We start from the raw sequence: 23,963 nt of genomic DNA, 5'->3' as shown, positions 1-23,963 counted from the left end.
TTTTAATGGCCACCCCCCTCCCCCCGACACCCACGCACAAAAAATTGTCGGACCCCCCCATGGGTCTCATCACATCCCGCGAAAAAAATACCGCCCCGCTCTTTTTTAAAAAAGGGGGCCCCCACCCCCCCTTGCCCGGACCGTCCGGCGTGGGCTGCCGGTTTTTTGTCAGATGATCAATTGATAATCAAGTGTACATCTGATAATCAAATGGACATCTGACAATCGGTTTCCGGATTTTTTTTGTAATGGGGAGGGGGGTGGGGGTCACCCCCTCCCCCCCACGGCTCAAAACTTCACCCGAATCTGGATCGCACCGCGGGCTATTTGTAGGCCGGACCCTTGTATGGATATATGAAAGCCGGGTGCCTCTGCCTTGCTGCGCTCATGCTTTTCCTTGCAGTTTCTGCGTGCGGGTGCACGGCACCGTCATCCCCGAAGGCTGCGGCTACTCAGCAGTACACGCCCCAGTACACCACAGGGCAGTCCGTTATCCCCATCGGCCGGGGGCAGTTCGTCTTCAACGATACGCTCGGGAATGCAGACCGCCCGATCACGGTCTACACCTATCGCCCGGCGGCGTGGAACCAGTCGGGGCCGATCCTGATCGTGATGCCCGGCGCAGGCCGGGCCGGGCTCTCGCCCCGCGAGACCTGGGTCCCGTATGCCGAACAGTATTCCTGCCTGCTCCTCGTCCCCGAGTTCTCCGATACTGCCTATCCCGGCGACCTCTGGTACCCGCTCGGGAACACCTATGACGCCACGAACTGGCAGCCAAAACAGAACTGGACGTTTATGGCAATCGAGCACCTCTTCGATTATGTCCGCACCACGACCGGCGCAACGCAGGCCACCTACCTCCTCGACGGGCACAGCGCCGGCGCACAGTTCGTCCACCGGCTCGTCACCTTCCTGCCGGACGCACGCTACCGCCGGGCGGTCGCCGCAAATGCCGGCGTGTACGTGCTCCCCGACTATTCGATCCCGTACCCGTTCGGCCTTGACAGTTCCCCCTTGTACCAGAGCGATCTCCCGAAAGTGCTCTCCCGTAAACTCATCATCCTGTCCGGGGAGCTCGACACGAACCCGAACGACAGCGGCCTTGCCACATTCCCGCTCGCGGAGGCAGAGGGGAGCACGCGGTTTGCCCGGGCAAAGACCTACTATGCCTCGGCACAGGCAGCGGCCGCACAGGATTCCATCCCGCTTGGCTGGGAATACCATGTTGTCCCGGGGGTCGGGCACGATGAGGCGGGTATGGCCGGGCCATCGGCCGGGTACCTGTTCAACAGCAGCTGAATGGGAGATGCAGGCAGTAATCTGCCATCGCCGAACCCGGGGATAAAAATAAAAAGAGTTATTTGCCCGCGTCCGCAGCTTTTTCAAGCGCTTTCCTGAGATCTGCGGTGCGCTTCTGGACATCGTCAAAAGACTTCCGCTGCCAGTAGACAAGATCGCGGAGCTCGTCCGCGAGCCGGACAATCCGGTCCGTTACCAGGCGCTTGCCTTTCAGGTATTCGACCTGGTTGATGAGGCCGACCGCCTGGTATAACAGGTCGCGCCGTCCCTTGGCGTACAGGAGGTCCCAGGACTTCTGCTCGTACTTCTCGAAATCTGCACCGTCGAGTGTCCCCTTGACCTGTTCGAGCGCACGATCGAAGTGTTCCTTTGTGATGGTGACGGAAATGTCGGCTTTCTTTTTGTCCGCCCCGTCGCTCTCCCGGGTGAGTTCGTCGATCACGGCGGCCTTGGTCTCCCGCACGAGCGCTTCGAGATCGGCCCCGACAAAGAACCGGGTCCGGGCGGCAAGGTCGTCGATCTTCACCTCCGGGGCAAGGAGGTCTTCGATGCCTTTCAGGTACGTAGCGAGGATCGCTTTTCTCCCCGCCTCGTCCGGTGGCGGGATGTAGAGGTGCTTTTCGAGCCGGCCGGGCCGGAGCAGGGCCGGGTCCAGGAGGTCGGGGCGGTTCGTGGCGCCGATCACAAAGACTTCTTTAAGCTCCTCCACGCCGTCAAGCTCAGTTAAAAACTGCGAGAGCACGCTCTCGGTCACGTGCGTGTTGTCCGCCACCGCCCCGCGTTTCGGGAAGAGCGCATCGATCTCGTCGAAGAAGATGATGCACGGTGCGGACTGCCGGGCCTTGCGGAAGGCTTCCCGCACGTGCTTCTCGGAATCCCCGACACCTTTGGAAAGCATCTCGGGGCCTTTTACCGAGATGAAGTTGAGCTGGCGCTTGCTCGCGATGCCTTTCACGAGAAGCGTCTTTCCCGTGCCCGGCGGTCCAAAGAGCAGGATCCCCTTCGGGGGTTTGTACTGGAGCTTCTCGAAGATGCCCGGGAACCGAAGCCGGCCCTCGACGGTCTTTACGAGCGTGTCCTTGACATCGTCGAGCCCGCCGATATCTTCCCAGGCAACATCGGGGATCTCGATAAGGACCTCGCGGAGCGCGCTCGGCTGGACAACCTTTCGTGCCGCATCGAAGTCGGCCTTCGTGAGCCGGAGCTGGTCGATCACTTCGTTGGGGATCTCCTTGTCGATATCGATTAAGGGGATGATCTTCCGGATCGCGTTCATCGCCGCTTCTTTTACGAGAAGGGCGATATCCGCCCCCACAAACCCGAACGTGGTCTCCGCGAGCGATTCGAGATCAACGTCCTTTGCGAGCGGCACGCCCCGGGTGTGGACCTGGAAGATCTCGTACCTGCCCTTCTTGTCCGGGATCCCGATCTCGATCTCCCGGTCAAAGCGCCCGCCGCGCCGGAGCGCCGGGTCGATGGAGTTCGGGAGGTTGGTGGCCGCAATCACGATGACCTGCCCGCGCCCTGCAAGACCGTCCATGAGGGCGAGCAGCTGGGCAACGATGCGGCGTTCAACTTCTCCCTGCACATCCTCGCGCTTCGGGGCGATGGCATCGATCTCGTCGATGAAGACAATCGAGGGCGCGTTCTCCTCTGCGTCGTGGAACTTGTCCCGCAGGGCCTTCTCGCTGTCCCCGTAGAACTTGCTCATGATCTCGGGGCCCGAGAGCGTGAGGAAGTGGGCGTCCACCTCGTTTGCAACCGCTTTTGCTATGAGCGTCTTTCCTGTCCCCGGCGGGCCGTAGAAGAGCACGCCCTTGGGGGGTTTGATCCCGACCTTCTCGAAGATCTCCGGGTGGCGAAGAGGGAGCTCGATCATCTCCCGCACGAGCTGGAGCTCGCGTTCGAGCCCGCCGATATCCTCGTACTGGATGTTCGTGATCTGCCGCTTTCCCTCCTCCGGCTTGAAGGGCTCGTTCTTGAGCTCGATCTCGGTATCGTCAGAGACTATCGCAATCGCCCGGGGCGCGACCCGGACGATCACGAACGTGACCGAGTTCCCGAGAATATCGACCCGGAGGGACTGCCCTTCGACAACCGAGCGGCCCCGCAGCACCCGCGAGAGGTATTGTTCCCCGCCCACGAGCCGCGTCTCCTGTACCGGCTGGATCACGACTTTGGTGGCATAGCCCGCCTCGGACTTGCGGATCTTCACCTTCTCGTCGATCCCGGCGCTCGCGTTTGCCCGGACACTCCCGTCAATCCGCAGGATCGCAAACCCGATATCCTCCGCAAACCCGGGCCAGACGATCGCTGCCGCGCTCCGCTTCCCCACGATCTCGATCACGTCGCCCGAGACAAGGCCGAGCTTCTTCATTACGTCCACGCTTAAGCGGGCGATCCCCCGGCTTGCGTCGTTATGCGCCGCTTCCTTTACCGTTACTTCAAAAAAACCCGTTTCTGCCATGTGCGTCCCGTGCAGTCTATGCTCTTGTATAGTGCCGGGAAATCATAAATGCACCCGTGCGGACAATCCCTGCCCCGGTTTTGCCCTGCAGCCCTGATGCTTCATTGTTTACCTAAACTAAAATTTACTTGTTTTATAGACAAGCAATATTTCGTCCAGAAAGGCAAAACCGAGCCTTTATCTGCTCTTTTGCGGAACCGGTAAGGTATGAGTATCATAGATGATGCCCGGAACGGCATCGTAACCGACGAGATGAAACAGGTCGCAAAAGCCGAAGGCGTGACCGAGGACTTTGTGCGGCGCGGCGTTGCCGAGGGCCACATTGTTATCCCGGTCTCCCCCTACCGCAAGGTCAAGATCTGCGGTATCGGCGAGGGCCTGCGCACCAAGGTGAACGCCTCCATCGGGACCTCCACCGATATTGTCAATATTCCCGAAGAGGTCGAGAAGGCGCGGCAGGCCGAGCTTGCGGGTGCCGACACTTTAATGGAGCTCTCCACCGGCGGTGACTTTGTCGAGATCCGTAAACAGGTGATCGCAAACACCACGCTTTCCGTGGGATGCGTCCCGCTCTACCAGGCCTTCATCGAGGCCGTGAAAAAGGACGGCGCCGTTGTCAACATGAAAGAGGACGACCTCTTCCGGATCACGGCCGAGCAGGCCAAGCTCGGTACGAACTTCATGGCAATCCACACCGGCATCAACTGGGAGACGGTCAAGAGACTTAAAAACCAGGGCCGGCACTGCGGGCTGGTATCGAGAGGAGGGGCATTCATGACCGCATGGATGCTCCACAACGAGAAGGAGAACCCGCTTTATTCAGAGTTCGACTACCTCATGGAGATTATGAAAGAGCATGAGGTCACCCTCTCGATGGGGAACGGCATGCGGGCCGGCGCCATCCACGATGCAACCGACCGGGCCGGCATTCAGGAGCTCCTCATCAACGCCGAGCTTGCCGATAAAGCGCACGCACAAGGCATCCAGGTGATTGTCGAAGGTCCGGGCCATGTCCCGATCGATGAGATCGCGACAAACGTCCAGCTCATGAAGCGGGTCACGAACAACAAGCCGTTCTACATGCTCGGCCCCATTGTGACCGACATTGCACCGGGCTACGACGACCGGGTGGCCGCCATCGGTGCCGCCATATCGTCTTCCCTTGGTGCCGACTTCATCTGCTACGTTACCCCTGCCGAGCACCTTGCCCTCCCGACCCCCGAAGAGGTATACGAGGGAGTTATGAGCTCGCGGATTGCCGCACACGTTGGCGACATGGTCAAGCTCAAAAAGACCCGGGCCGCCGACCTCGAAATGGGCCACGCCCGCCGCGACCTTGACTGGAACCGCCAGTTTGCGGTTGCCATGAACCCGGCCCGCGCACGGAAGATCCGTAACGAGCGGATGCCCGCAGATACCGACGGCTGCACCATGTGCGGGGACTTCTGCGCCATCAAGATCGTCAACCGGCACTTCAAATTCTAAATTCCTTTTTTTCCCGTGCACCCGTGTCGGCCGGTACCGGTTCCGATGCAAATGCACTAAATAAGGTAATCCCCAATAATCCGTAACGGTGATGCTATCAGGGTCAATTTTGGCGGCTTTGTTCCGCTCTCCACGGTAGACTGGCGGGGCCGGGCGGTCTGCACCGTCTTTTTCCGGGGCTGCCCCCTACGGTGCTCCTACTGCCAGAACGCCGCGATCTTCGGCGGCGAGGACTACCGGGATACAGACGAGGTTATCCGGCTCATCGAGGGCTCGAAAATTGCCGTGAGCGGTGTGGTCTTCTCGGGCGGGGAGCCGACCCTCCAGAAAGAGGCGCTCCTGTGCCTTGCCCGTGCCGCACAGAAACACGGGCTTGCCACGGGCCTCCAGACAAACGGCGCCTTTCCTGATACCATCAGGGCCCTTCTTGCCGAGCGGCTCATCGACCGGATCGCGATCGATTACAAGACGCAGTGGGAGGGATTCTCCGGCGCACAGGACGGTGCGGCCGTGGAAAACTATGCAAAAAATGTCATGCAGTCGACAGAGGCTGCACGGGAAGCGTTCCGGAACGGGACGCTTGCAGAACTCGAGATCGTAGTAACCGTATTTTATGAGAATGCAAAATACTTACAGGAGATTTCGCGTAAGGTTGCCGATATACCCCTCGTCCTCCAGCAGGGAGAGCACAAGATCCCGATGGTCCCGGGCGGGGCAGAGAACACCAGCGCATATATCCTAAAGAGATGGGAGACCATCGGGCAGTACACCCCCATGACGCTACCAGAGATTAAAAAAATTGCCGACGGGCTCAAACGGGATGTCCGGATCCGGACCCGGGACGGCGGGGAGATCCCCTATAACCGGAGGTACCTGTTATGAAGGTGTTCGGGGTTGTGGGGCTTCCCGCGAGCGGCAAGGGAGAATTTTCCCGGATAGCCGCGAGCCTTGGCATCCCGGTCGTGGTCATGGGCGACGTGATCAGGAATGCCGTAAAAGAGGCGGGTCTTCCCCCGACCGATGCAAACCTCGGGGCAACGGCAAACCGGCTCCGGGCCGAGCACGGCATGGACGCGATTGCGATCCTCTGCGTGGACTTACTAAAAAAGCAGGATGCCCCGCTCGTCCTTGTAGACGGGATCCGGGGGGATGCAGAGGTCAGGGTCTTTAAGGAGCACTTCCCGGGTTTTAGGCTCGTTGCAATCGAGACCTCGTTTGAGATACGCCTCGAACGGCTCCGCGAGCGCAAGCGGAGCGACGATGTGGGTTCTGCCGAGGGGCTCAAGACCCGCGACGAGCGCGAGAAGGGCTGGGGACTCGCGCGTGCCCTTGCACTGGCCGACGTGCGGATCAACAACGACGGTACGCTCGAAGAGTTCACGACAAAGGTGACCGGGTTTATCCGGGCGCTGGAGCAGGAGCCATGACGCTGAAGGCCTACTTCTCCTCGTCCTCGAAGGTCTGGGACGACATATCCTGGGTCTATGGGATAAAGGACGCGGGATACGCGGGCTGGGAGATCGTGGCCGACGGCAATTACCGGCTGGAGAAGCCGGAGAACATAAAAAAAATTAAAGAGGCAATCGCATCGACCGGGCTCGGTGTGACCGTGCACGCGCCGTATGGCGACCTCAACCTTGCCACCTTAAACGACCCGATCTGGCGGGAATCCATCCGGCAGATCGAGGTCTGCATTGAACACGCGGCAGACCTGACCGACCGGGTGACCATACACCCGGGCTACCTCTCGCCGGCGGGAAAACTCGTACCCCAGAAGGTCTGGGAGCTCCAGAAGGAGGCCCTGCGCCGGATCGGGAAGTGTGCGGCTGAATACGGGGTGCTTGCCTGCCTTGAAAACATGATCCTCCATAAGGAGTTCCTCTGCCGGGACTGCGGGGAGCTGATGGGAATGGCGGAAGGAATCGAGGGGATCGGCCTGACGTTCGATTTCGGGCATGCGAATACGGTCGGGAAGGTCCCCGATTTCCTCGCGCACGTAGGATCTGCAAACCATATCCATATCCACGACAACCACGGGGAATCGGACGAGCATCTTGCGCTCGGGGACGGCACGATTGACTGGCACAGGGCCGGAAAGGCGATTGCCGCACAGTACAGCGGCGTTGTCGTGGTCGAGGGCCGCTCGGTCGAAGAGGCAAAAAAGAGTCTCGCGGTCTTTACGGAGTGCTTCGTATGAGCGGCGAGACCCTCCAGGTCTATTTCCTCGGGACGGCAGGAGCCCTCCCGACCCCGGCAAGGAACCCGTCCTGTATCATGGTCCGGCGCGGTACCGATACCCTCCTCTTCGACTGCGGGGAAGGCGCCCAGCAGCAGATGATGCGGGCCCGGTGCGGGTTTACCATCAATGCGATCTTCGTCTCGCACTGGCACGCCGACCATTTCCTCGGGATCTTCGGGCTTGTCCAGACCATGTCCTTCAATGGCCGGACCGAGCCTCTGACCATCTACGGGCCGACCTGGGTGCACGAGTTCGTGGAGACAGTAAAAAAGGTTGCACGATTCAACCTGAAGTTCACGCTCGACTCTGTGGAGGTTGCTGACGGCTCGTGGGTGCGCTTCGACGGTTACACGGTCACGGTGTTCGGGGTCAGCCACGGTATGCCGGCGCTTGGCTATGTGCTCGAAGAAGACCCCCGCCCGGGCCGGTTCGACCGCGAGCACGCCATCGAACTCGGCGTCCCGCCCGGGCCGCTCTTCGGGAAGCTCCAGCGGGGCGAGACCATCAGGATCACAAAGGACGGCACCGAGCGGGAGATACTCCCGTCCGATGTCCTGGGTACTCCCCGCCCGGGCCGGAAGATCGTGTATACCGGGGATACCCGGCCGGTCTCCCAGACCCTTGCGGTGCATGCAAAGGAGGCCGATCTTCTGATCCACGATGCAACGTACGATGAGAGCGAGATCAAGCGTGCCGCCGAGTTCTACCACGCCACTGCCCGGCAGGCCGGGGAGGCGGCGGCAGCTGCAAATGCCAGGACCCTTGCCCTGACGCACATCAGTTCGCGGTACACGGATACCACGGCCCATATGAACGAGGCAAAGTCTGCGTTTTCCGGTGATGTGATTGTACCGGAGGACCGGTTCATGCTGGAGATCGGGTACCGGGATTGAATTCTCTTTTACTGGTTACTACGGTAATTTAGCGAGCTGACGCCCCCCAGTCCCCCCTTCACAAAAAACGGGTGGCACGGCTACACCCGTTTTTTGCGTGGGGGGTTCCGGATTCAACTAGACCAAAATTCCCCTTCTTTCGATTAGAAAACCATATTTGAATTTTGATCTCCTGTGAACATATTGTGATGTACAAGGGGTAGGGGCTGCATTAAATAAGGAATTTTCATCGAACGATTCAGGGTATATTTATACAAAATTTCTCATCGTAATTATCCCAAAATCTTTTTATTATTGATTTTGTATTAATTAAATATGGGCCAATTTTTGTTATTCTTTGCAGGTTTGCTATTAGGTATGCTTACAGGTCTATTTGGAAACTGGGCCATATCTTCTTGGTATTACCATAAAGATCATCCTCCTGAAAACTGGTATGATCCTTATCTCCCGTTTGCAGCATTTATTGTGATTTTTTTAGCGATGTTTGGAATTTTTGTTTACATCGGTACATTTGCACCATTCCTTTAATTTTTACTATTTTGAAAGATACGACACAGGTTCTCCTCCATCACAACTAACATAACCTTACCGCAACCATTCATGGTACACGCAAGCACGTCATTCGTGCCTGCCGACGGAGAACGATAAATCCAGAAAATAATAAGCCGCATTCTATATCGTTTCGTTTCGCTGTGCGTGTGGAGAGAGAAATGGAATCAGATTCAGATATCATTGTTTACCGGCTGGCCGCAGGCTGCGACCTGTCCGATGTGGAGGAGGGTAAGACCTACCTCGGCAAGGTCCAGGGCTTTGCAACTTTCGGGATGTTTGTCCAGCTCAACGACCGGATCAAGGGCCTCGTGCACAAGACAAGCGTCAAGGCCGAGCACAAGGAAAAGGACAGCGTCCTTGTGAGGGTCCGCCAGATCCGGCCGAACGGCAACATCGACCTCGAAGAGATGCTGATCCAGATCTACCAGGTCCAGCAGATCGAGCGGACGTCGACGACCGTGCGGATCGCCGATCTTAAGACAAAGCAGGGAAAGACCGTTGCCATTGAAGGCGAGGTTGCCCAGATCAAGCAGACGAGCGGCCCGACCATCTTTACCATCGTCGACGAATCCGGCACCCAGAACGTCGCTGCCTTTGTCGAAGCCGGTGTCCGGGCCTACCCGGAGATCGAGCTCAACATGATTGTCAAGGTCATCGGCGAAGTCATGATGCGCAACAACCAGCTCCAGATCGAAGCCGATGCCGTCTCTGCGCTGGCCGGTGACGAGGAGGGAGCCGTGAGGACGAGGATAGAGCAGGCGCTCGATGCCAGGGCGGAACCCGAGATCATCAAGCCGCTCGTGAAAAGCGATGTGCTTGACGCCCTCATGCCCGAGATGCGCAAGGTAGCAAAGATCATCAGGAAAGCTATCTTTACCGCCCAGCCCATCATCCTCCGGCACCATGCGGATGCAGACGGTATCTGCTCGGCGGTTGCCATCGAGCAGGCAGTAGTTTCGCTCATCAAAGAGTCCGGCGGGGACTTCGATGCCGACTATTTCCTCTTCAAGCGTGCCCCGTCAAAGGCACCTTTCTACGAGATCGAGGATATCACCCGTGACCTCGATTTCGCCTTAAAGGACCATGCCCGGTTCGGCCAGAAGATGCCCTTAGTGATCCTCACCGATAATGGTTCCACCGAGGAAGACGAAGCCTCGTACAAGATCGCGAGCGTGTACGACATTCCCTTTGTCGTGATCGACCACCACCACCCGGATGCCACCATCGACAAGTACCTGGTCGGCCACGTCAACCCCTACCATGTGGGAGGGGACTTTGGCGTAACTGCCGGGATGCTCGGGACCGAAGTGGCCCGGCTCATCAACCCCCGGGTCGAACCCCTGATCAAACATCTCCCGGCGATTGCCGGTGTGGGCGACCGGAGCGAAGCACCGGAACGTGCCCTCTACCTCGCCCTTATCCGCGACCAGTACTCCGAGCAGGCCTGCAAGAATATTGCCCTTGCGCTCGACTACGAGCAGTTCTGGCTCCGGTTCAATGACGGCAGGGAGATCGTAAAAGACATTCTTAACCTTCTCGGGAACCGGGAGCGCCACGAGAAACTGGTCGGCCTCCTGGTCGAAGGCGCAAATGCAATGATCGAAGACCAGATGAGCGCCTGCATGCCCCATGTCGTCTCCCGTGTGCTGCCCAATGCAGCCCACCTGTTCTTAATCGACGTGGAGATCCACGCCCACAAGTTCACCTTCCCCCCGCCGGGGAAGACCTCGGGGGAGGTCCACGACATCCTCTGCAAGCAGAACGAGGGAAAACCGGTGGTCACCATCGGGTTTGGCCCGGACTTTGCGGTCCTGCGGTCCCGGGGCGTGCACATGAACATCCCCCGTATGGTGCGGGACCTGCACAACGAGATCCCCGGCGGCGGGATCTCCGGCGGCGGCCACCTGGTGGTCGGCAGCATCAAGTTCGTGGAAGGTATGCGGGAAGTTGTGCTCGATGCCCTGATCAAGAAGATCGGCGATGCTCCGGTGCAGCAGCCTTAAATTCCGTCCTTTTTTTAATTTCAGGGATTTTTGTTAATAAACATGAAAACCCGGCCGTTTACGGGGCCGGATGCAATCTGCGCAAAATCTGGCCGAATTAAATAGTTTCTGGTCAGAATAAGGCCGCTGTTGCCTAAATAACCATAAATTTAACCTGTATCGTCCGCTATATATAAATAGGAGTTGCTCTATATGAATGGTTAATGCTGAGGCGAGATATGTCAACAAGCAAGAAGTTACGCGAAAAGTACAACGAAACCCAGCACCAAATTGTATCCTACCTTACCTCAGGGATAACCAAAGGCAAACACTACTTCAAGTCAAAATATATTGCAAAAGATCTCGGGTTATCCCCCAAGGAAGTGGGAACCAACATGGCGATCCTTGCCGAAATGTGCAAGGAGCTTTCAATCATCAGGTGGAGTTATTCGAACAGCACGACGTGGATGGTCACGCCCCGTGCCCTCTAACTTTTTTACTTTTCCCCACCTTCTTCTAGTATATGCCAAAACTTGAGTTTGAAGCGGTTATCGATTTTGTTGCAGACATCAACGAAGAAAAAGACTGCCTGATGTCCCAGGACAACACGCAGGACAATCCGGCTGCGCTCTGGTTTAATATCGACATCCCCAAAGGGCACGATTTCAAAGCCGGGGAGCGGGTCCGGGTCATCGTTGAAAAAGTATCCTGATACCAACAAAACGGGTAAGCCCCGGTTTCCCGGAGACCTTTCCCGCTATTCCGCCGGTGCTGCCGCGGTATAGAACCGGTACGGCGTTTCAAGATCGATCCGGAATGAGTCCACGTTGGACGTGGTGATGATCATGTATACCGGGCCCGAGGCCCGGACTATCTTGTACATGCTGCCGGGGAACTGGATCTCTCCCCCCTGCAGAATGGCCCCCGTCTTCGCATCGCAGACTACCATCTTGAACATGGCATACTGGGGCATCCTGTTGGCCGTTACCGTCATGTTGAGTGCCCATATTTCGTACGGCACGGTAAATACCTGGGTCAGTCCTCCCCCGGTTCCCTCCATATAGGCAAAGGTCACGCTCCGGTTATCCTTCAGGGGGATATCGGATGCCCCAAAAGAGACCATGTTATCGGGGAGATGGATCTTCGGGTACGTGAACGGGTTGCTGGTGTACATGATGCGATACGGCGGTGACGGCTCGCTGGGTGTGTGTGTTACAACAGGTACCTGAGTGAGAGGGGGGGTTATTTCCGGGCTGATAGCAGGAGTTTCATTTACGGTTATCGGGACTGTCGTGACCGGGTGCTGGGGGGCCGGTGAGAGTAACAGGAGCGAGTCGGGCCGGACTATGACGGCAACTAAGAGGAGCACGACAAAACCCCCGACCAGCGTGAAAAGATCTCCTTTGTCCACACATACTACTGGCAATCATCAGATAAAAATCGTGAGGATCTGCGGAGAAACGGGAATGATCCGGCGCAATACGTTTTTTACTGCAATAAATGGCAGATAATGTATATATCTTAAAAATATATCGGAAAATGCGGGAACACTTTAGTATCGTCATGATGCATATTGTTATTCATGGAACTCCCCGGGCTCCGGACATGGGTCATTTTTTACCTGATCTCCTTTGTCGTTCTCCTGTGGGCAGCCTTTCTTACCGCAAACGGCTCCATGCTCTGGGTAAGCCTGATGCTTGTTATCGTCGTTATCGGGATCAATTTTATCACGGTCTATGCCCAGATAAAACAGCATTCGGCACGAAAAGCACTCCAGGCCGAGTTTGTAAAAGGGATCGGGAAAAATGCCGAGAACGAAGATGAGGAGCCCCCGGCTCACTGATAAAAAAAATAGCCGGGTCTTTCAGTCTTTTCTGGTATAGATCTTCTGGATGGAATTTATGGGGGTAAAGAGTCCTTCCACCTCGCGGCCGAGGTATTCGGTCTTTCCCATCACATAATATCCCCCGGGGACGAGGGCTGCGTGGAACATCCTTGCCAGGTCGTCTTTCTGTTTCTCGGTGAAATAGATCGTAACGTTCCTGCAGGTGATAAGATCGAGGAACTTCGCAGGGGGCAGACCGCTCATGAGGTCGTGGGGACGGAACCGGATCAGCTCCTGGAGGTGCGGCTTTACCTGGTAGTTCCCGTCAGGAAGTTTGGTGAAATGCCGCTGGATCTGTGCAGCGGAAAGTTTTCCCATTGCTTTTTCCGAATAGATCCCGTCTTTTGCCTTTTTTAAGACTACTTCGTCGATATCGGTAGCCGTGATCTGGGCGGAAAGCGATTTGTCCGCGGCTATTATATCGTGGAGGATCATGGCAATCGAATAAGGCTCTTCTCCCGTGGAACACCCTGCACACCAGATCCGGATCGTCTTTCTGCCGTGGAAAAGGGCCGGGAGGACTTCCTTTTTGAGGAGATCGTAAACTTCGGCGTCCCGGAAGAATTCGGTCACGTTGATGGTGAGCGCATTCCTGAGGTTCTCAAGCTCCGGCGGGTGCTCGTGGAGGTACCGGAGATAGTCCGGATACGTTGCAGTACTGGTCGAACGCATGCGGGAGAGCAGCCGTCTCTTGATGTAATCTTCCTTGTAATTGTTACACTGGATCTTGATGGTCTGCTCGATGTATTTTTTTAAAGCGGAAAAGCCGTCGTCAGCTGTTATCATGGTAGTGTACTCCGCGTTGTGGGGTCTTATACATCTGCGGGAACATCCCGCGCTTCTGGGAAGCTTTCGGATGATTGCCTGCTAAACAGCAGGGGCGGGATTATTTTTCCCGTCTTTTTTTGTTTTAAGTATGGAACTCTTCCATCATATGGCTGCAGCGTTCGGCCATGGTGGAGAGTTCGGCAGATGCGCTCGCAATCTCCTCGGTCGAGGCACTGGTCTCCTCGGCAAGCGCTGCCATATCTTCCATCCGCTGCTGGTTGTCCTCGGTCGCCGCCTTGACCGATTCGACACTGGACATCAGGCCGGAAGTGGCCTGTGCCTGGTTCTCGGTGGCTTTTGTGATCTCCGTAACACCGTTCGAGACCACATTTGCCTCGGCGATAATCCGGTTCAGGGACTCTACCGTCTGGTTGACGCTCTCAATCCCAGCCTTGATCTCGTCAAAGGAACTCTGGATGGATGACGCAGTGACCTCGCTCTTTGCCTGGATGGATTTGATGAGGGTCTCGATCTGCGAACTCGCTTTCTTGGACTCACCGGCAAGGTTCTTGACCTCCCCGGCAACCACCGCAAACCCGCGGCCGTGTTCTCCCGCCCGTGCCGCCTCGATTGCGGCATTCAGGGCGAGGAGGTTGGTCTGGTTTGCGATATCCGTGATAAGGTTGACGATTTTCGTGATCTGCTGCATCTGCTCGTTTAATGCAGTGATCTCGTCGACACTCTTCTTTGAGATCTGCTCAACGGACTGCATCTTGTCGGTCGCGGTCTTTCCGATACCGGCTGCCTGCGCACCTTCATGAGCGGCCTTTTCCGCATGGGTCATGACCTCGTGGGAGGTGCTGGCAATCTCTTCGATCGATGCAGAGATATCCGAGACTACGCCGGAGATCTTGTCGACCGCGGCAAGCTGCATTTTTGCATTGTCGGTCGCTTTCTGTGAGGAGAGGGCCACCTGCTCGGTCGCCTTTGCGATCTCCTCGGTCGACTTGATGGTGTCTTTTACGGTCACGTCCAGTCTCTTGACCGAGGCCATGAGGTCGGAAATGACGGCATGGATCGCCTCTACCGAGGTGTTAAAGTCCCTCTTGAGCTGGACGAGCGGATCCGCATCGTCGATACTGAGCCGGCAGGTGAGATCTCCCGACGAGATCTTTGCAAGGCCCGATTCGAGTTCGGTTGCGCTTGCCGAGAGCAGTTCTGCGTTCGCTTTTGCCTCGTCCATCATGATCTGGATCTTCTTTTCCTGTGCCCTCCGTGCGGTGACATCGACGTACACGCAGAGGATGGACGAGATGTTCTGCTGGGCATCGAGCATGGGGATCCCGTACTGTTCGAGGATATGCGCGCCGGTCGGGAACTCGATAGTGATCTCGCCGAAACTGCGCTTCTTTTCGGTGAGCACCGTCTTGAGCCCCTGCCCGGTCTGGGCGGTGATCCGGAACTCTCTTGCGCTCATCCCGACCAGTTTCTCTTTTGCTATGCCGGTCAGGCCGACATATGCCTCGTTTGCCATGAGGATCTTAAATGTGGCGTCCATGAGCATGATGGGCATCGGGTTCTGCATCACGATGGTATCGGAGCGTTTCCGGAATGCCGCTGCCTTTTCCATCTCTTTTGCGAGGGTTTCCTGGTTTTTCCGCTGCTCGGTCACGTCATTATATACCAAAAGGAGGCTCTCGATCTCGTTTTTGTTGTCAAGGAGTGGCATTACGTACTGTTCGAGGATATGGGTGCCGCTCGGGAGATCGACGGTGACTTCTCCAAAGGCCCGGCGTCTGGTCTGGATTGCGACCTTTGCGCCCTCTCCTTTCTGGTCTTTGATCTTGATCTCCCGCAGGTTCATGCCCCGGATTGTATCCTGCGCAAACCCGCTCATCTTGAGATATGCGGCATTCGCGAGGGTAACGGCAAACGACCGGTCGGCCATGAGCATGGGGATGGGGTTTTCCTGGATGAGGGTATCGGAGGTGTGGCGGGCTGCAACCACCTTGTCCATCTCGGAACGCTCTTCGGTAACATCATTATAGACGACAAGGATGCTCTCCACGCCGCCTTTTTGATCGGAGATGGGAATACCGTACTGCCGGAGCCTGCGGGTACCTTTCGGGAACTCCACGACAACTTCGCCTTCAGAGCGCTCTCCTTTTTCAAGCACCTGTTTTAACCCGGTCCCGGTCTGCTGGAGAACCTTGAAATCGCGCAGGGTCATCTTCAGGAGCCGCTCCTTCTCGATACCGGCAAGGGAGACATACGCATCGTTGACCACGCGGATCTTAAAACCGGTGTCCACGAGAAGGATGGGCATCGGGTTCTGCTGGACGATCGTCTCGGACCGGGCTTTGAGCCGTTCTATCTCGGCATTCTTCCTCTTTTTAATGGTGAGGTCGTCGTAAAGGAGGACAAGTGAAGTGACTTTGCTTTCGTCATCGAGGACCGGGATGCAGTACTGTTCGAGCGTATGCACGCCCGCGGGGAACCCGATGGTCAGTTCTCCTGCCGCACGCCGCTTTGTCTCCAGTGCAGCCTTTGCACCTTCTCCCGAGCGATCCGTGATGGGGAAATCATGGATGTTTTTGGTGAGGATCTCGTCTTCGGGAATCCCGCTCATGGCAAGGAACGCCGCATTTGCCTCAACGATATCCAGTGCCGGCGTAACAATCAGCATCGGGACCGGATTGTTCTTCTCCATGAACTCCAGGCGCCGTTCGAGAATATCGATCTTCTTGTCGTATTCCTCGTTTCCCGTAGGCTCTTGGGCAGTAGTCTCCTGCAACTGTGTAAGTGCGGTATTTACCGCATCCACCAGGGTAGTATATTCGCTCCCGAAATCGGATGCATTGAGGGGCTTTGTCGCCTTTTTTGCCGCAGCTCCTTTCAGCGCCAGTGCCAGGTCTTCGTTTAACTGCCGGACGTGCTGTGCGATCTCGTCGGGAGTATTACTCCGTACGGTCGTCGCAGCAGGCGCCCCTGCAAACAGTGCTTTTCTTCCCGGTCGTGGTTCTGTCATTCCATCATCCCCTTCTCGTACCCTGCCTTCATGTCCATCATTCAGTTCCCGGCATGCTGCCCGCTGCATCCCCGCTGCCCTGTCCGTTGTTTCCCAGGCGCGAGAGCACTTTTTCCATGTCCAGCCAGATAACCAGATCCTTCTTTTTGGTCTCCCCTTCTTCCACCGGGATCTTGATAATTCCCTTGACAAACTGTGAAAAGTCCGAAGAGATCCCGGCCCCGATATGCTCGATATCGGCTTCAGGCACCTGCCGGACGCTGGATACATCGTCGACAATAATGCCGACATTGTTCCCTTTTGCCGCTTCAGGGACGAGCACGATAATCTTCTGGTTCTGCCGGATCTCGCCCCCGTTGAGCCCGAGGAGCGTATTGAGGTTCATGATGTTGGTGATCTCTCCCCTGAGGTTGATGACACCGGAAATAAAGGGTGGCGCCCGGGGGATGGGGGTGATCGGCATCATCTCGACAATCTCCCGTGCCAGGTTAATATCCAGTGCATAGCGTTCCCCGCCAAACTCGAATTCAACCACGTCAATCGTTGCAGCCATAGTTCACCTCATTTTGAATTTGTCTGTTGCAGATTTCAGTCGTTCTGCCATGCGCGAGAGCTCTGCGGAAGCGCTCGCTATCTCCTCGGTCGAGGCACTGGTCTCTTGTGCAAGTGCGGCCATGTCTTCCATACGCTCACGGTTCTGCCGGGTCAGCGTATTGGTCTCTTCTACACCCTGCATAACCCGGGTCGTTGCCTCGGCCTGTGCCTCGGTTGCCTTCGTGATCTCGGTAACCCCGTCGGCAACGATCGTGGATTCCGAGATAATCCGGTTCAGCATCTCGATGGTCTGGTTAACGCTCTCGATGCCGGTCTGGATCTCCTTATAGGAGTTCAGAATCGCCGCTGCGGTTTTCTCGCTCGAACTCTGGATGGACCCGATCAGGGTTTCGATATTGTTCGTGGCGCTCTTGGACTCTCCGGCAAGGTTGCGCACTTCGCCGGCAACTACGGCAAATCCGCGGCCATGCTCGCCGGCCCGTGCAGCCTCGATTGCTGCATTCAGGGCAAGAAGGTTGGTCTGGTTCGAGATATCGGCGATCAGCTTGACGATGTTGGAGATCTCCTTCATACGATCGTTGAGGGCCGTGATCTCCGAGACGCTGTTTCCTGCGATCTTCTCGACCGCCACCATCTTTGCGGTTGCCACCCGGCCCATTTCGGCGGCCTGGTTGCCGTCGTTTGCTGCCTTCTGGGCATGGGTCATGAGATCATGGGAAGTGCTTGCAATCTCTTCGATCGAAGCGGAGAGATCGGACATGTCCTTACTGACCTGTTCGATCTGTTCGAGCTGCTTTTTGGCCCCATCCGCAGATGCCTGCGTGGCAATAGCCACCTGTTCCGTGGACTTGGAGATCTCCTGCGTACTTTTGCCGGTTTCCGAGGTCGAAAGATCGATCTGGGCAGCGGATTTGCCGATCTCCTGGATAACCTCAGTGATCGACCCGACTGCCGTGTTGTAATCCTTCTTGAGGATTACAAGGGGATCGCTGTCGGCGATCTCCACGGTAACCGTAAGATCCCCCGATGCCAGTCGCGAAAGCCCGTTCTCCAGTACAGCCGCACTCTCCGAGAGATCCTGCGCTGTCTTTTTGGAGACCTCCATGAGTCCCTTGATCTCGGTCTCCTGCTTGCGTCTCTCGGTGATATCGTTATAGACGACAAGCAGGCTTTCCGTATTGCCTCCCTCATCGAGAAGCGGGATGTAATACCAGTCCAGGGTTAACAGCCCGGCAGGGAATTCGATCACGGACTCGCCGTGCCCGCGCTGTTTGCTGCGGATCGTGTCCTCGACGCTTACACCCTTGTTTTTCTTGTATTTGAAGTCCTTTACCGACAGGTGGAGGACCGCGTCCCGCGAATAGCCGGTGAGTTTTAAAAATGCATTGTTTGCCGACAGAATCGACAGGTTTGTGTCGATGGTAAAAAGGGCAAAGGGATTCTCATTGATTACCCGATCCGCCTGCTGCCGGATCCGTTCGGATTCTGCCACCTTTGCGTGGAGATCGCTCGTATCCACCCAGAAATAAAATGCCCCGTCAACCCCGCCCGCCGCATCGAGCATCGGCATTGCATGAAGGGTGAGATATTTTCTCGTTCCGTCGGACAATTTCAGGAGACACTGGCTCACCGAGAGTTTTTTGGTCTCAAAACAAGCGTACAGGGTATCCCCGGATAACACGGTAAGATCGAAATCGGACAGGCGCTTTTTTACCAGTTCCTCGCGGTTGCCCTGCCAGAGCTGTTCGTATTTCTTGTTGACACTGATAATCCCCCGGTCTTTTTTCAGGATTGCAATGGCCAGCGGGTTGAACCGGATCATCGCATCTGCCCGATGCTTCTTTTCCGCGGTATCCTCGGCCTTTATGAGAAGCCGGTTTATCTGCGCCACGAGAGGGAGCATTTCCGGATCCACGTTCGTCTCGCTGATACGGACCGACAGGTCTCCGTCAGCTGCACGTTTCAGGCTCTGTTCCAGTCCGGTTACATCCATTTCATCACTTCATCAGCAATTTTCTTGTATTCCTTTCCGGCGGTACAGTCCGGGGAGACATGCGAGAGAGGCATTCCCTTTTGCTGGGCCTCGTAGATCTCCGGGGAGTAAGAAACAGTATATGCCACCGGGAACTGCTGATTGGTCTTTTCCAGCATCTGTAACAGGCGTTCCTGTTCCTGTGCATGCTCTTTTTCCTTTACGAGCTCCTCTTCGGTCTTTGCCGGGGGGCGGGGGGCAAAAAGGGACCGAAGCCGGCTTACCAGGTCGTTTTTCTCCGGGGCCTCGTTTGTCTGGACCGGGCCGTTTTTGTCATCGACCTCTCCCCAGCGGGAGAGAATGGCCATATCCGCCTTTATCTCCTTTCCAAGGTCCTGTTTCATATCGGAAAAGATCGTAAACAGGGGCCCGACGCCGTTCATGGCAAACGACCCGGAATCGAGCGTAACGATAATGTGGTCCGCTGCATAGAGCCCGTTTATCACGAACTGCCCCATGCTCGGCGGCGTATCGATCAGGATCAGGTCATAGGTGTCTTTTACCGGCAAAAGCGCATCCCGCAGGACTTCAGCCCGTGACGCAATCCCGTACAGGTAGGGTTCTGCACCTACGAGGTCGAGGTTGGAGGGGGCGCAATCGACTCCGGACTCAGTCTGCCGTATGATCCCGGCCATGGAAACCTGGGGAAAACCATCGACCCGGCTCATGAAGACATCGTAGATGTTCTTCTGTGTCGATTCCGGGTTGATACCTAAACCGGCAGTGGCGTTGGCCTGAGGATCGCAGTCAACCACCAGCACTTTCTTTCCCGCTAATGCGCAGAACCCGGCAATATTCAGGCAGGATGTGGTCTTGCCGGTTCCGCCCTTATGGTGGGTGAATGTGATGGTTGTTATATTATCACCGAACTGAACGTTGTGAAATATTCCTATAATAAGTTTGCTTTTTTGCCCGACAGAAACCTTTTCATTCACGGCATTTTATCAAAATTATCGTTTTTTCCATGTGAAAAAGCAGGGGACTTTCCCGCTGATGGTCTTCCCGCGTTCGGCCGGTTGGTTTTTTATGGCAGCAATCCGACAAGAGATGTATGAACGGACCTGCATGGCTGATCCCTCTTGCCTGCCTGTCCCTGCTGCTTGCAGCAGCCGGGTGTTCGATGCTCTCGATGGGTGACGTTACCTATGGAAATGGCAACCTGTCCGTAGCAGTCGCGGGCACCGGGACGCCGGAAAATATCGGTGTGCAGGTCCGGATCTTTGCCATTGACGAATTCGGGCAGCATGAACTATTGACCACCGGTACGACCGTTCCGGTTGCGGGAAAAGGGAATGTCATCGATATTCCGGTCTCCCTGGAACCGGGCAGGTACAAGCTCTACGTATACCTCATCCGTAACGGAGAACGCGAGACCGCCGTCATCCGCGACATTACGGTGGAATCCCGATGACGGGACCCGTTACAGGTCTCATATCCGCTGCACGCGGCCTTGTCCCTGCCGATATCGTTTACCGGAATGCAGAGATCTTCGATGCCTTTTCCTGTACCTGGGAGCATAACGACCTTGCGGTAAAAGATGGCATTATTGTTGGTATTGGCCCGGGGTATCGCGGCAACCGGGAGCGCGACCTTGCAGGGGCATACCTTCTCCCCGGCCTGATCGACGCCCATGTCCATATCGAGAGTTCGCTCCTTGTCCCGCAGGAATATGCACGGCTGGTCTCCGCTCACGGGACGACAACCGTCATTGCCGATCCCCACGAGATCGCCAATGTTGCCGGAAGAGCCGGGATCGAATACATGCTTGCTGCACGCTCCGGGCTGCCCGTGGATATCCTCTACCTGCTCCCCTCCTGCGTGCCTGCGACCCCGGCCGATGTCGGCGGGGCAATCCTTGATGCAAACGCCCTCTCTGCCTTTGCCCGGCAAGACGGCGTCCTTGGTCTCGGCGAGATGATGAATGTCCCCGGTGTGTTATCGGGAGACGGGGAAGTCCTTACAAAACTCGGGCTTTTTCCTGTCCGCGACGGCCACGCGCCGCTTCTCTCCGGCCAGGACCTGAATGCCTATGTTCTTGCCGGGCTCCAGAGCGATCACGAGTGCACGCTCCTTTCCGAGGCGAAAGAGAAACTCCGTCGCGGGATGTATATCTTTGTCCGCGACGGTTCGACGGAGCACAATATCCCGGCGCTTGCTGCCCTGGTAACGCCCTACACGGTATCACGGTGCTCGTTTGCAACGGACGACTGCCATGCAGATCTCCTGGCACGGGAAGGTCATATCGACCGGTGCATACGGATAGCCGTGGCCTGCGGAATTGAACCGGAGCTTGCAATCCGGATGGCCACGCTCTCTGCGGCAGAACGCTTCGGCCTTTCCGACCGGGGGGCACTTGTCCCGGGCCGGCGGGCAGATCTCTGTATTGCAAGCGATCTCCGCCCGTTTACGGTACTGGAGACGATCCCTGCGGAACCCTGCGGGACCGGTGGTCGTGCAATTGCTTCCGCATCACCCCTGGCAGGCACGGTCCGGTGCCGGGTTCCCACGCGGGAGCAGATTGGTCTTTATGGGAACGGGAAGGCCCGGGTGATCGGGCTTGTCCCCGGCCAGATCCTGACTGAAGCACGCGAATACGGGATCGATGCCGCAGAGCTTCCTGATACCGGCCGCGACCTTCTCAAAGTCGTGGTCTGCAACCGGTACGGAAAAGACACCGTCGGGACCGGGATCGTACACGGGTTCGGGTTTAAAAAGGGAGCCATCGCCGCGAGTGTCTCCCACGATGCACACAATATCGTTGCAACCGGGGCAGGAGACGACGAGATCCTTGCAGCGATTGGGGCCGTGATCCGGTCGGATGGCGGGATGGCCGCGGTAGACGGGGAGAGGATCTCGGTCCTGCCGCTCGACTGTGCCGGGCTCATGTCGACCCTTCCGGCAGGAGAGGTTGTCCGGCGCCTGGATGCCCTCCGAGGGATCACCACGGGGATGGGGGGTATCGCGGAACCGTTCATGTACCTGTCGTTTCTGGCCCTCACGGTTATTCCGGCGCTGCGAATCACCGACCGCGGGCTCTTCGATGGCGTCGGGTTTAAGGATGTTCCGGTCTTCCTTGACCGGTGACCTGTACCAAAAGCGGTATGTCGTATTCCGTGGGGAAGGTTGTTTTTAAAATGACAGATAGGTACAACATCTTTCCCCTTGCATAAGGTTGATATCTTCCTATTCCTATGAGTAATACCATATGCATATCCCCAGCCCCGAAGAGCTGCGTTCGCGCCGCGAAACCCTCGGCCTCCGGCAGACCGAGGTAGCAAAACGGGCAGGGATCAGCCAGTCCATGGTGGCACGGATCGAAGCGGGAAGCGTTGACCCCCGGGTCAGCACGCTCAACAAGATCATCCTTGTCCTCAATAATGCCGAGCCAAAGAAGATCGCAGCCGGCCAGATCATGCACACACCGGTCCTGTCCGTTTCACCGCAGGCAAGCATCACCCAGGCCGTGGATATCTTTGAAAAGAACGATGTCTCCCAGCTGCCTGTGATCGAACGGGGCGTACCGGTTGGCTGTATATCGGAATCCGTTATTGTAAAAGCCATCGAACAGCAGCGCCTCCACCACTCCCACCCCTTTGTGGTCAAGGACTTTATGGAGCCGGGCTTTCCCACGGTTCCGCCGGATATGGATGTCGAGACCGTGGTAAACATCCTCCAGCAGAACCATGCGGTGCTCGTTGTCGAGGGCCGGCAGGTGCGGGGCGTTATCACCAAGCACGACCTGATCACCCTCATCATTTGAGCTTTTTTTTAAGGTCTATGAGATCCCTGCAATTCGGGTAAACTAGCAGACTCTTTTAATTTTTCCTGATATTAGTCCCGACATATTTAGAAAATGGTATATATATAATGGATAAAAGAGGAATGCTTGTTGTGGTAATCACCACAATGGAGGATACAATTACATGGCAGACACAACTGAATCCACGGAGATCAGCAGCGGAATGGTAATCGGCATCGGCGTCGCCCTTTTCGTGGTGATTGTCGCAATCTGGTACCTGTTCCTCAAGTGAGTTCAGGAAAAACTTTTTTTTATAGTTTTGATACGAGGTCCCGGAGTACTGCTGCCGGGTCGGGTGCCTTTACCACGCTCGATGCAAGGAGAACACCGTCCGTCCCCAGGTCGACGGCAATCTTTACGCATTCGCCGCACTGGATGCCGGCGCCGGTAAGGACTTTGACCTCTTTATTGACGGCATGGACGGCTGCAACCGACCGCCGGATGATATCCGGGTTTGCTTTCGAGACCGAGACACCGCTGCCGATGAGCTCGGGAGGTTCGATGGCCACGTACTCGGGACCGAGTGCGGCGGCGGCAGCGCTCGTTATATCGTTGTTCGTACAGACCACGGCCGAAAGTTTCTGGCCGTGGAGTGCCCGGACGGCCGCCTCGATATCGGCAAGGGTGAGGCGCCGCTCGGAATGGTTGACGAGCGACCCTGCCGCTCCCGCGACTTTTAAGGACTCTGCCGTGATGTGGCCGGTATGGGCACCGGGTTCGTACCCGTCCACATGCTGGGCATAGACAGGAACGGCGAAATGGTGGGCGAGCGGATGGAGGTCGATATACCCGGGCGCCACCCCGATGGTGACTCCGCTCTCACGGCTGACAAGCTGCGCAGCGGTGGCGATCTGGTGGGCACGGTTGCCCATGCCCTCCTTGTAGCTCTTGAGGTTTACCAGGATCAGGGGCGACGGCATTGTATCACATTCCTCGTGCTTGAGGTGTTGATCCCCGGTTCCATTCAACCTTTCGCTCG

22 protein-coding genes are annotated in these 23,963 nt (G+C 56.7%); 14 read left to right on the top strand and 8 right to left on the bottom strand.

The window, feature by feature from the left end:
- The first annotated feature begins 354 nt into the window (after positions 1-354).
- Positions 355-1,299 carry a hypothetical protein gene (locus BP758_RS03700; protein WP_292368813.1) on the top strand — a complete coding sequence of 315 codons (945 nt, stop codon included), beginning with the start codon at positions 355-357 and terminating at the stop codon, positions 1,297-1,299.
- A gap of 58 nt (positions 1,300-1,357) precedes the next feature.
- On the opposite strand, the gene BP758_RS03695 is transcribed toward BP758_RS03700, so the two are convergent.
- Entirely contained in the window at positions 1,358-3,766 is a 2,409-nt protein-coding gene (locus BP758_RS03695; protein WP_292368811.1) for a CDC48 family AAA ATPase, read from the bottom strand.
- A gap of 207 nt (positions 3,767-3,973) precedes the next feature.
- Between BP758_RS03695 and thiC the strand changes: the two genes are divergently transcribed.
- From thiC to BP758_RS03650, 9 genes are all read left to right on the top strand, one after another.
- A complete protein-coding gene (thiC, locus tag BP758_RS03690; RefSeq protein WP_292368810.1) occupies positions 3,974-5,251 on the top strand; it encodes a phosphomethylpyrimidine synthase ThiC in 1,278 nt (425 codons plus the stop codon).
- A gap of 75 nt (positions 5,252-5,326) precedes the next feature.
- The gene (locus BP758_RS03685) at positions 5,327-6,133 is read left to right on the top strand and encodes a radical SAM protein (RefSeq protein WP_292369960.1); all 807 of its coding nucleotides are present in this window, start codon (positions 5,327-5,329) and stop codon (positions 6,131-6,133) included.
- Positions 6,130-6,678 (top strand): AAA family ATPase, encoded by a 549-nt coding sequence (locus tag BP758_RS03680; RefSeq protein WP_292368809.1) that lies wholly within the window; start codon positions 6,130-6,132, stop codon positions 6,676-6,678. Before BP758_RS03685 ends, BP758_RS03680 begins: the two co-directional genes overlap by 4 nt.
- Positions 6,675-7,448, top strand: a complete 774-nt coding sequence (locus tag BP758_RS03675; RefSeq protein ID WP_292368807.1) for a sugar phosphate isomerase/epimerase family protein — start codon at positions 6,675-6,677, stop codon at positions 7,446-7,448. Before BP758_RS03680 ends, BP758_RS03675 begins: the two co-directional genes overlap by 4 nt.
- Positions 7,445-8,383, top strand: coding sequence for a ribonuclease Z (rnz, locus tag BP758_RS03670; protein WP_292368806.1), 939 nt, complete (start codon positions 7,445-7,447; stop codon positions 8,381-8,383). Before BP758_RS03675 ends, rnz begins: the two co-directional genes overlap by 4 nt.
- A 315-nt stretch (positions 8,384-8,698) precedes the next feature.
- Positions 8,699-8,911: a hypothetical protein gene (locus tag BP758_RS03665; protein WP_292368805.1), complete on the top strand. Its 213-nt coding sequence runs from the start codon at positions 8,699-8,701 to the stop codon at positions 8,909-8,911.
- Positions 8,912-9,093: 182 nt separating this feature from the next.
- Complete coding sequence (locus BP758_RS03660; protein WP_292368803.1) at positions 9,094-10,938, top strand: DHH family phosphoesterase; 1,845 nt, start codon at positions 9,094-9,096, stop codon at positions 10,936-10,938.
- A 218-nt stretch (positions 10,939-11,156) separates the two neighbouring features.
- On the top strand, positions 11,157-11,408 hold the full coding sequence (locus tag BP758_RS03655) for a DUF7123 family protein (RefSeq protein WP_292369958.1): 252 nt from the start codon (positions 11,157-11,159) through the stop codon (positions 11,406-11,408).
- Positions 11,409-11,440: 32 nt separating this feature from the next.
- Positions 11,441-11,629 (top strand): hypothetical protein, encoded by a 189-nt coding sequence (locus BP758_RS03650; protein WP_292368801.1) that lies wholly within the window; start codon positions 11,441-11,443, stop codon positions 11,627-11,629.
- A 45-nt stretch (positions 11,630-11,674) separates the two neighbouring features.
- On the opposite strand, the gene BP758_RS03645 is transcribed toward BP758_RS03650, so the two are convergent.
- Complete coding sequence (locus tag BP758_RS03645) at positions 11,675-12,328, bottom strand: hypothetical protein (RefSeq protein ID WP_292368800.1); 654 nt, start codon at positions 12,326-12,328, stop codon at positions 11,675-11,677.
- Between the two features lie 171 nt (positions 12,329-12,499).
- On the opposite strand from BP758_RS03645, the gene BP758_RS03640 reads away from it, so the two are divergent.
- Positions 12,500-12,760, top strand: coding sequence for a hypothetical protein (locus tag BP758_RS03640; RefSeq protein WP_292368798.1), 261 nt, complete (start codon positions 12,500-12,502; stop codon positions 12,758-12,760).
- A 21-nt stretch (positions 12,761-12,781) separates the two neighbouring features.
- On the opposite strand, the gene BP758_RS03635 is transcribed toward BP758_RS03640, so the two are convergent.
- From BP758_RS03635 to BP758_RS03615, 5 genes are all read right to left on the bottom strand, one after another.
- Positions 12,782-13,588: a CheR family methyltransferase gene (locus BP758_RS03635; RefSeq protein WP_292368796.1), complete on the bottom strand. Its 807-nt coding sequence runs from the start codon at positions 13,586-13,588 to the stop codon at positions 12,782-12,784.
- Positions 13,589-13,712: 124 nt separating this feature from the next.
- A complete protein-coding gene (locus tag BP758_RS03630) occupies positions 13,713-16,598 on the bottom strand; it encodes a methyl-accepting chemotaxis protein (RefSeq protein WP_292368794.1) in 2,886 nt (961 codons plus the stop codon).
- Positions 16,599-16,635: 37 nt separating this feature from the next.
- On the bottom strand, positions 16,636-17,151 hold the full coding sequence (locus tag BP758_RS03625) for a chemotaxis protein CheW (RefSeq protein WP_292368792.1): 516 nt from the start codon (positions 17,149-17,151) through the stop codon (positions 16,636-16,638).
- 3 nt (positions 17,152-17,154) lie between these two features.
- Positions 17,155-19,146: a methyl-accepting chemotaxis protein gene (locus BP758_RS03620; protein ID WP_292368790.1), complete on the bottom strand. Its 1,992-nt coding sequence runs from the start codon at positions 19,144-19,146 to the stop codon at positions 17,155-17,157.
- On the bottom strand, positions 19,137-20,120 hold the full coding sequence (locus tag BP758_RS03615) for a ParA family protein (protein ID WP_292368789.1): 984 nt from the start codon (positions 20,118-20,120) through the stop codon (positions 19,137-19,139). Before BP758_RS03615 ends, BP758_RS03620 begins: the two co-directional genes overlap by 10 nt.
- Positions 20,121-20,236: 116 nt before the next feature.
- Here BP758_RS03615 and BP758_RS03610 point away from each other — a divergent pair, with 116 nt between their 5' ends.
- The 3 genes from BP758_RS03610 to BP758_RS03600 all read left to right on the top strand — a co-directional run bounded on the left by BP758_RS03610 (position 20,237) and on the right by BP758_RS03600 (position 22,945).
- Positions 20,237-20,596 carry a hypothetical protein gene (locus tag BP758_RS03610; protein ID WP_292368787.1) on the top strand — a complete coding sequence of 120 codons (360 nt, stop codon included), beginning with the start codon at positions 20,237-20,239 and terminating at the stop codon, positions 20,594-20,596.
- Positions 20,593-22,269, top strand: coding sequence for an adenine deaminase (ade, locus tag BP758_RS03605; protein ID WP_292368785.1), 1,677 nt, complete (start codon positions 20,593-20,595; stop codon positions 22,267-22,269). Before BP758_RS03610 ends, ade begins: the two co-directional genes overlap by 4 nt.
- Before the next feature lie 121 nt (positions 22,270-22,390).
- Entirely contained in the window at positions 22,391-22,945 is a 555-nt protein-coding gene (locus BP758_RS03600) for a CBS domain-containing protein (protein ID WP_292368784.1), read from the top strand.
- A 290-nt stretch (positions 22,946-23,235) separates the two neighbouring features.
- On the opposite strand, the gene tpiA is transcribed toward BP758_RS03600, so the two are convergent.
- Complete coding sequence (tpiA, locus tag BP758_RS03595) at positions 23,236-23,904, bottom strand: triose-phosphate isomerase (protein ID WP_292368782.1); 669 nt, start codon at positions 23,902-23,904, stop codon at positions 23,236-23,238.
- Between the last annotated feature and the right edge of the window lie 59 nt (positions 23,905-23,963).

Origin of the sequence: Methanoregula sp. UBA64 (assembly GCF_002502735.1) — an archaeon.
Lineage (GTDB): Archaea > Halobacteriota > Methanomicrobia > Methanomicrobiales > Methanospirillaceae > Methanoregula.
This window is presented reverse-complemented; position numbering and strand designations above follow the sequence as displayed.

Coding starts and splice junctions, on each gene's coding strand:
- BP758_RS03700 (WP_292368813.1), top strand. CDS start 355: ATGAAAGCCGGGTGCCTCTGCCTTGCTGCGCTCATGCTTTTCCTTGCA.
- BP758_RS03695 (WP_292368811.1), bottom strand. CDS start 3,766: ATGGCAGAAACGGGTTTTTTTGAAGTAACGGTAAAGGAAGCGGCGCAT.
- thiC (WP_292368810.1), top strand. CDS start 3,974: ATGAGTATCATAGATGATGCCCGGAACGGCATCGTAACCGACGAGATG.
- BP758_RS03680 (WP_292368809.1), top strand. CDS start 6,130: ATGAAGGTGTTCGGGGTTGTGGGGCTTCCCGCGAGCGGCAAGGGAGAA.
- BP758_RS03675 (WP_292368807.1), top strand. CDS start 6,675: ATGACGCTGAAGGCCTACTTCTCCTCGTCCTCGAAGGTCTGGGACGAC.
- rnz (WP_292368806.1), top strand. CDS start 7,445: ATGAGCGGCGAGACCCTCCAGGTCTATTTCCTCGGGACGGCAGGAGCC.
- BP758_RS03665 (WP_292368805.1), top strand. CDS start 8,699: ATGGGCCAATTTTTGTTATTCTTTGCAGGTTTGCTATTAGGTATGCTT.
- BP758_RS03660 (WP_292368803.1), top strand. CDS start 9,094: ATGGAATCAGATTCAGATATCATTGTTTACCGGCTGGCCGCAGGCTGC.
- BP758_RS03655 (WP_292369958.1), top strand. CDS start 11,157: ATGTCAACAAGCAAGAAGTTACGCGAAAAGTACAACGAAACCCAGCAC.
- BP758_RS03650 (WP_292368801.1), top strand. CDS start 11,441: ATGCCAAAACTTGAGTTTGAAGCGGTTATCGATTTTGTTGCAGACATC.
- BP758_RS03640 (WP_292368798.1), top strand. CDS start 12,500: ATGGAACTCCCCGGGCTCCGGACATGGGTCATTTTTTACCTGATCTCC.
- BP758_RS03635 (WP_292368796.1), bottom strand. CDS start 13,588: ATGATAACAGCTGACGACGGCTTTTCCGCTTTAAAAAAATACATCGAG.
- BP758_RS03630 (WP_292368794.1), bottom strand. CDS start 16,598: ATGACAGAACCACGACCGGGAAGAAAAGCACTGTTTGCAGGGGCGCCT.
- BP758_RS03625 (WP_292368792.1), bottom strand. CDS start 17,151: ATGGCTGCAACGATTGACGTGGTTGAATTCGAGTTTGGCGGGGAACGC.
- BP758_RS03620 (WP_292368790.1), bottom strand. CDS start 19,146: ATGGATGTAACCGGACTGGAACAGAGCCTGAAACGTGCAGCTGACGGA.
- BP758_RS03610 (WP_292368787.1), top strand. CDS start 20,237: ATGAACGGACCTGCATGGCTGATCCCTCTTGCCTGCCTGTCCCTGCTG.
- ade (WP_292368785.1), top strand. CDS start 20,593: ATGACGGGACCCGTTACAGGTCTCATATCCGCTGCACGCGGCCTTGTC.
- BP758_RS03600 (WP_292368784.1), top strand. CDS start 22,391: ATGCATATCCCCAGCCCCGAAGAGCTGCGTTCGCGCCGCGAAACCCTC.
- tpiA (WP_292368782.1), bottom strand. CDS start 23,904: ATGCCGTCGCCCCTGATCCTGGTAAACCTCAAGAGCTACAAGGAGGGC.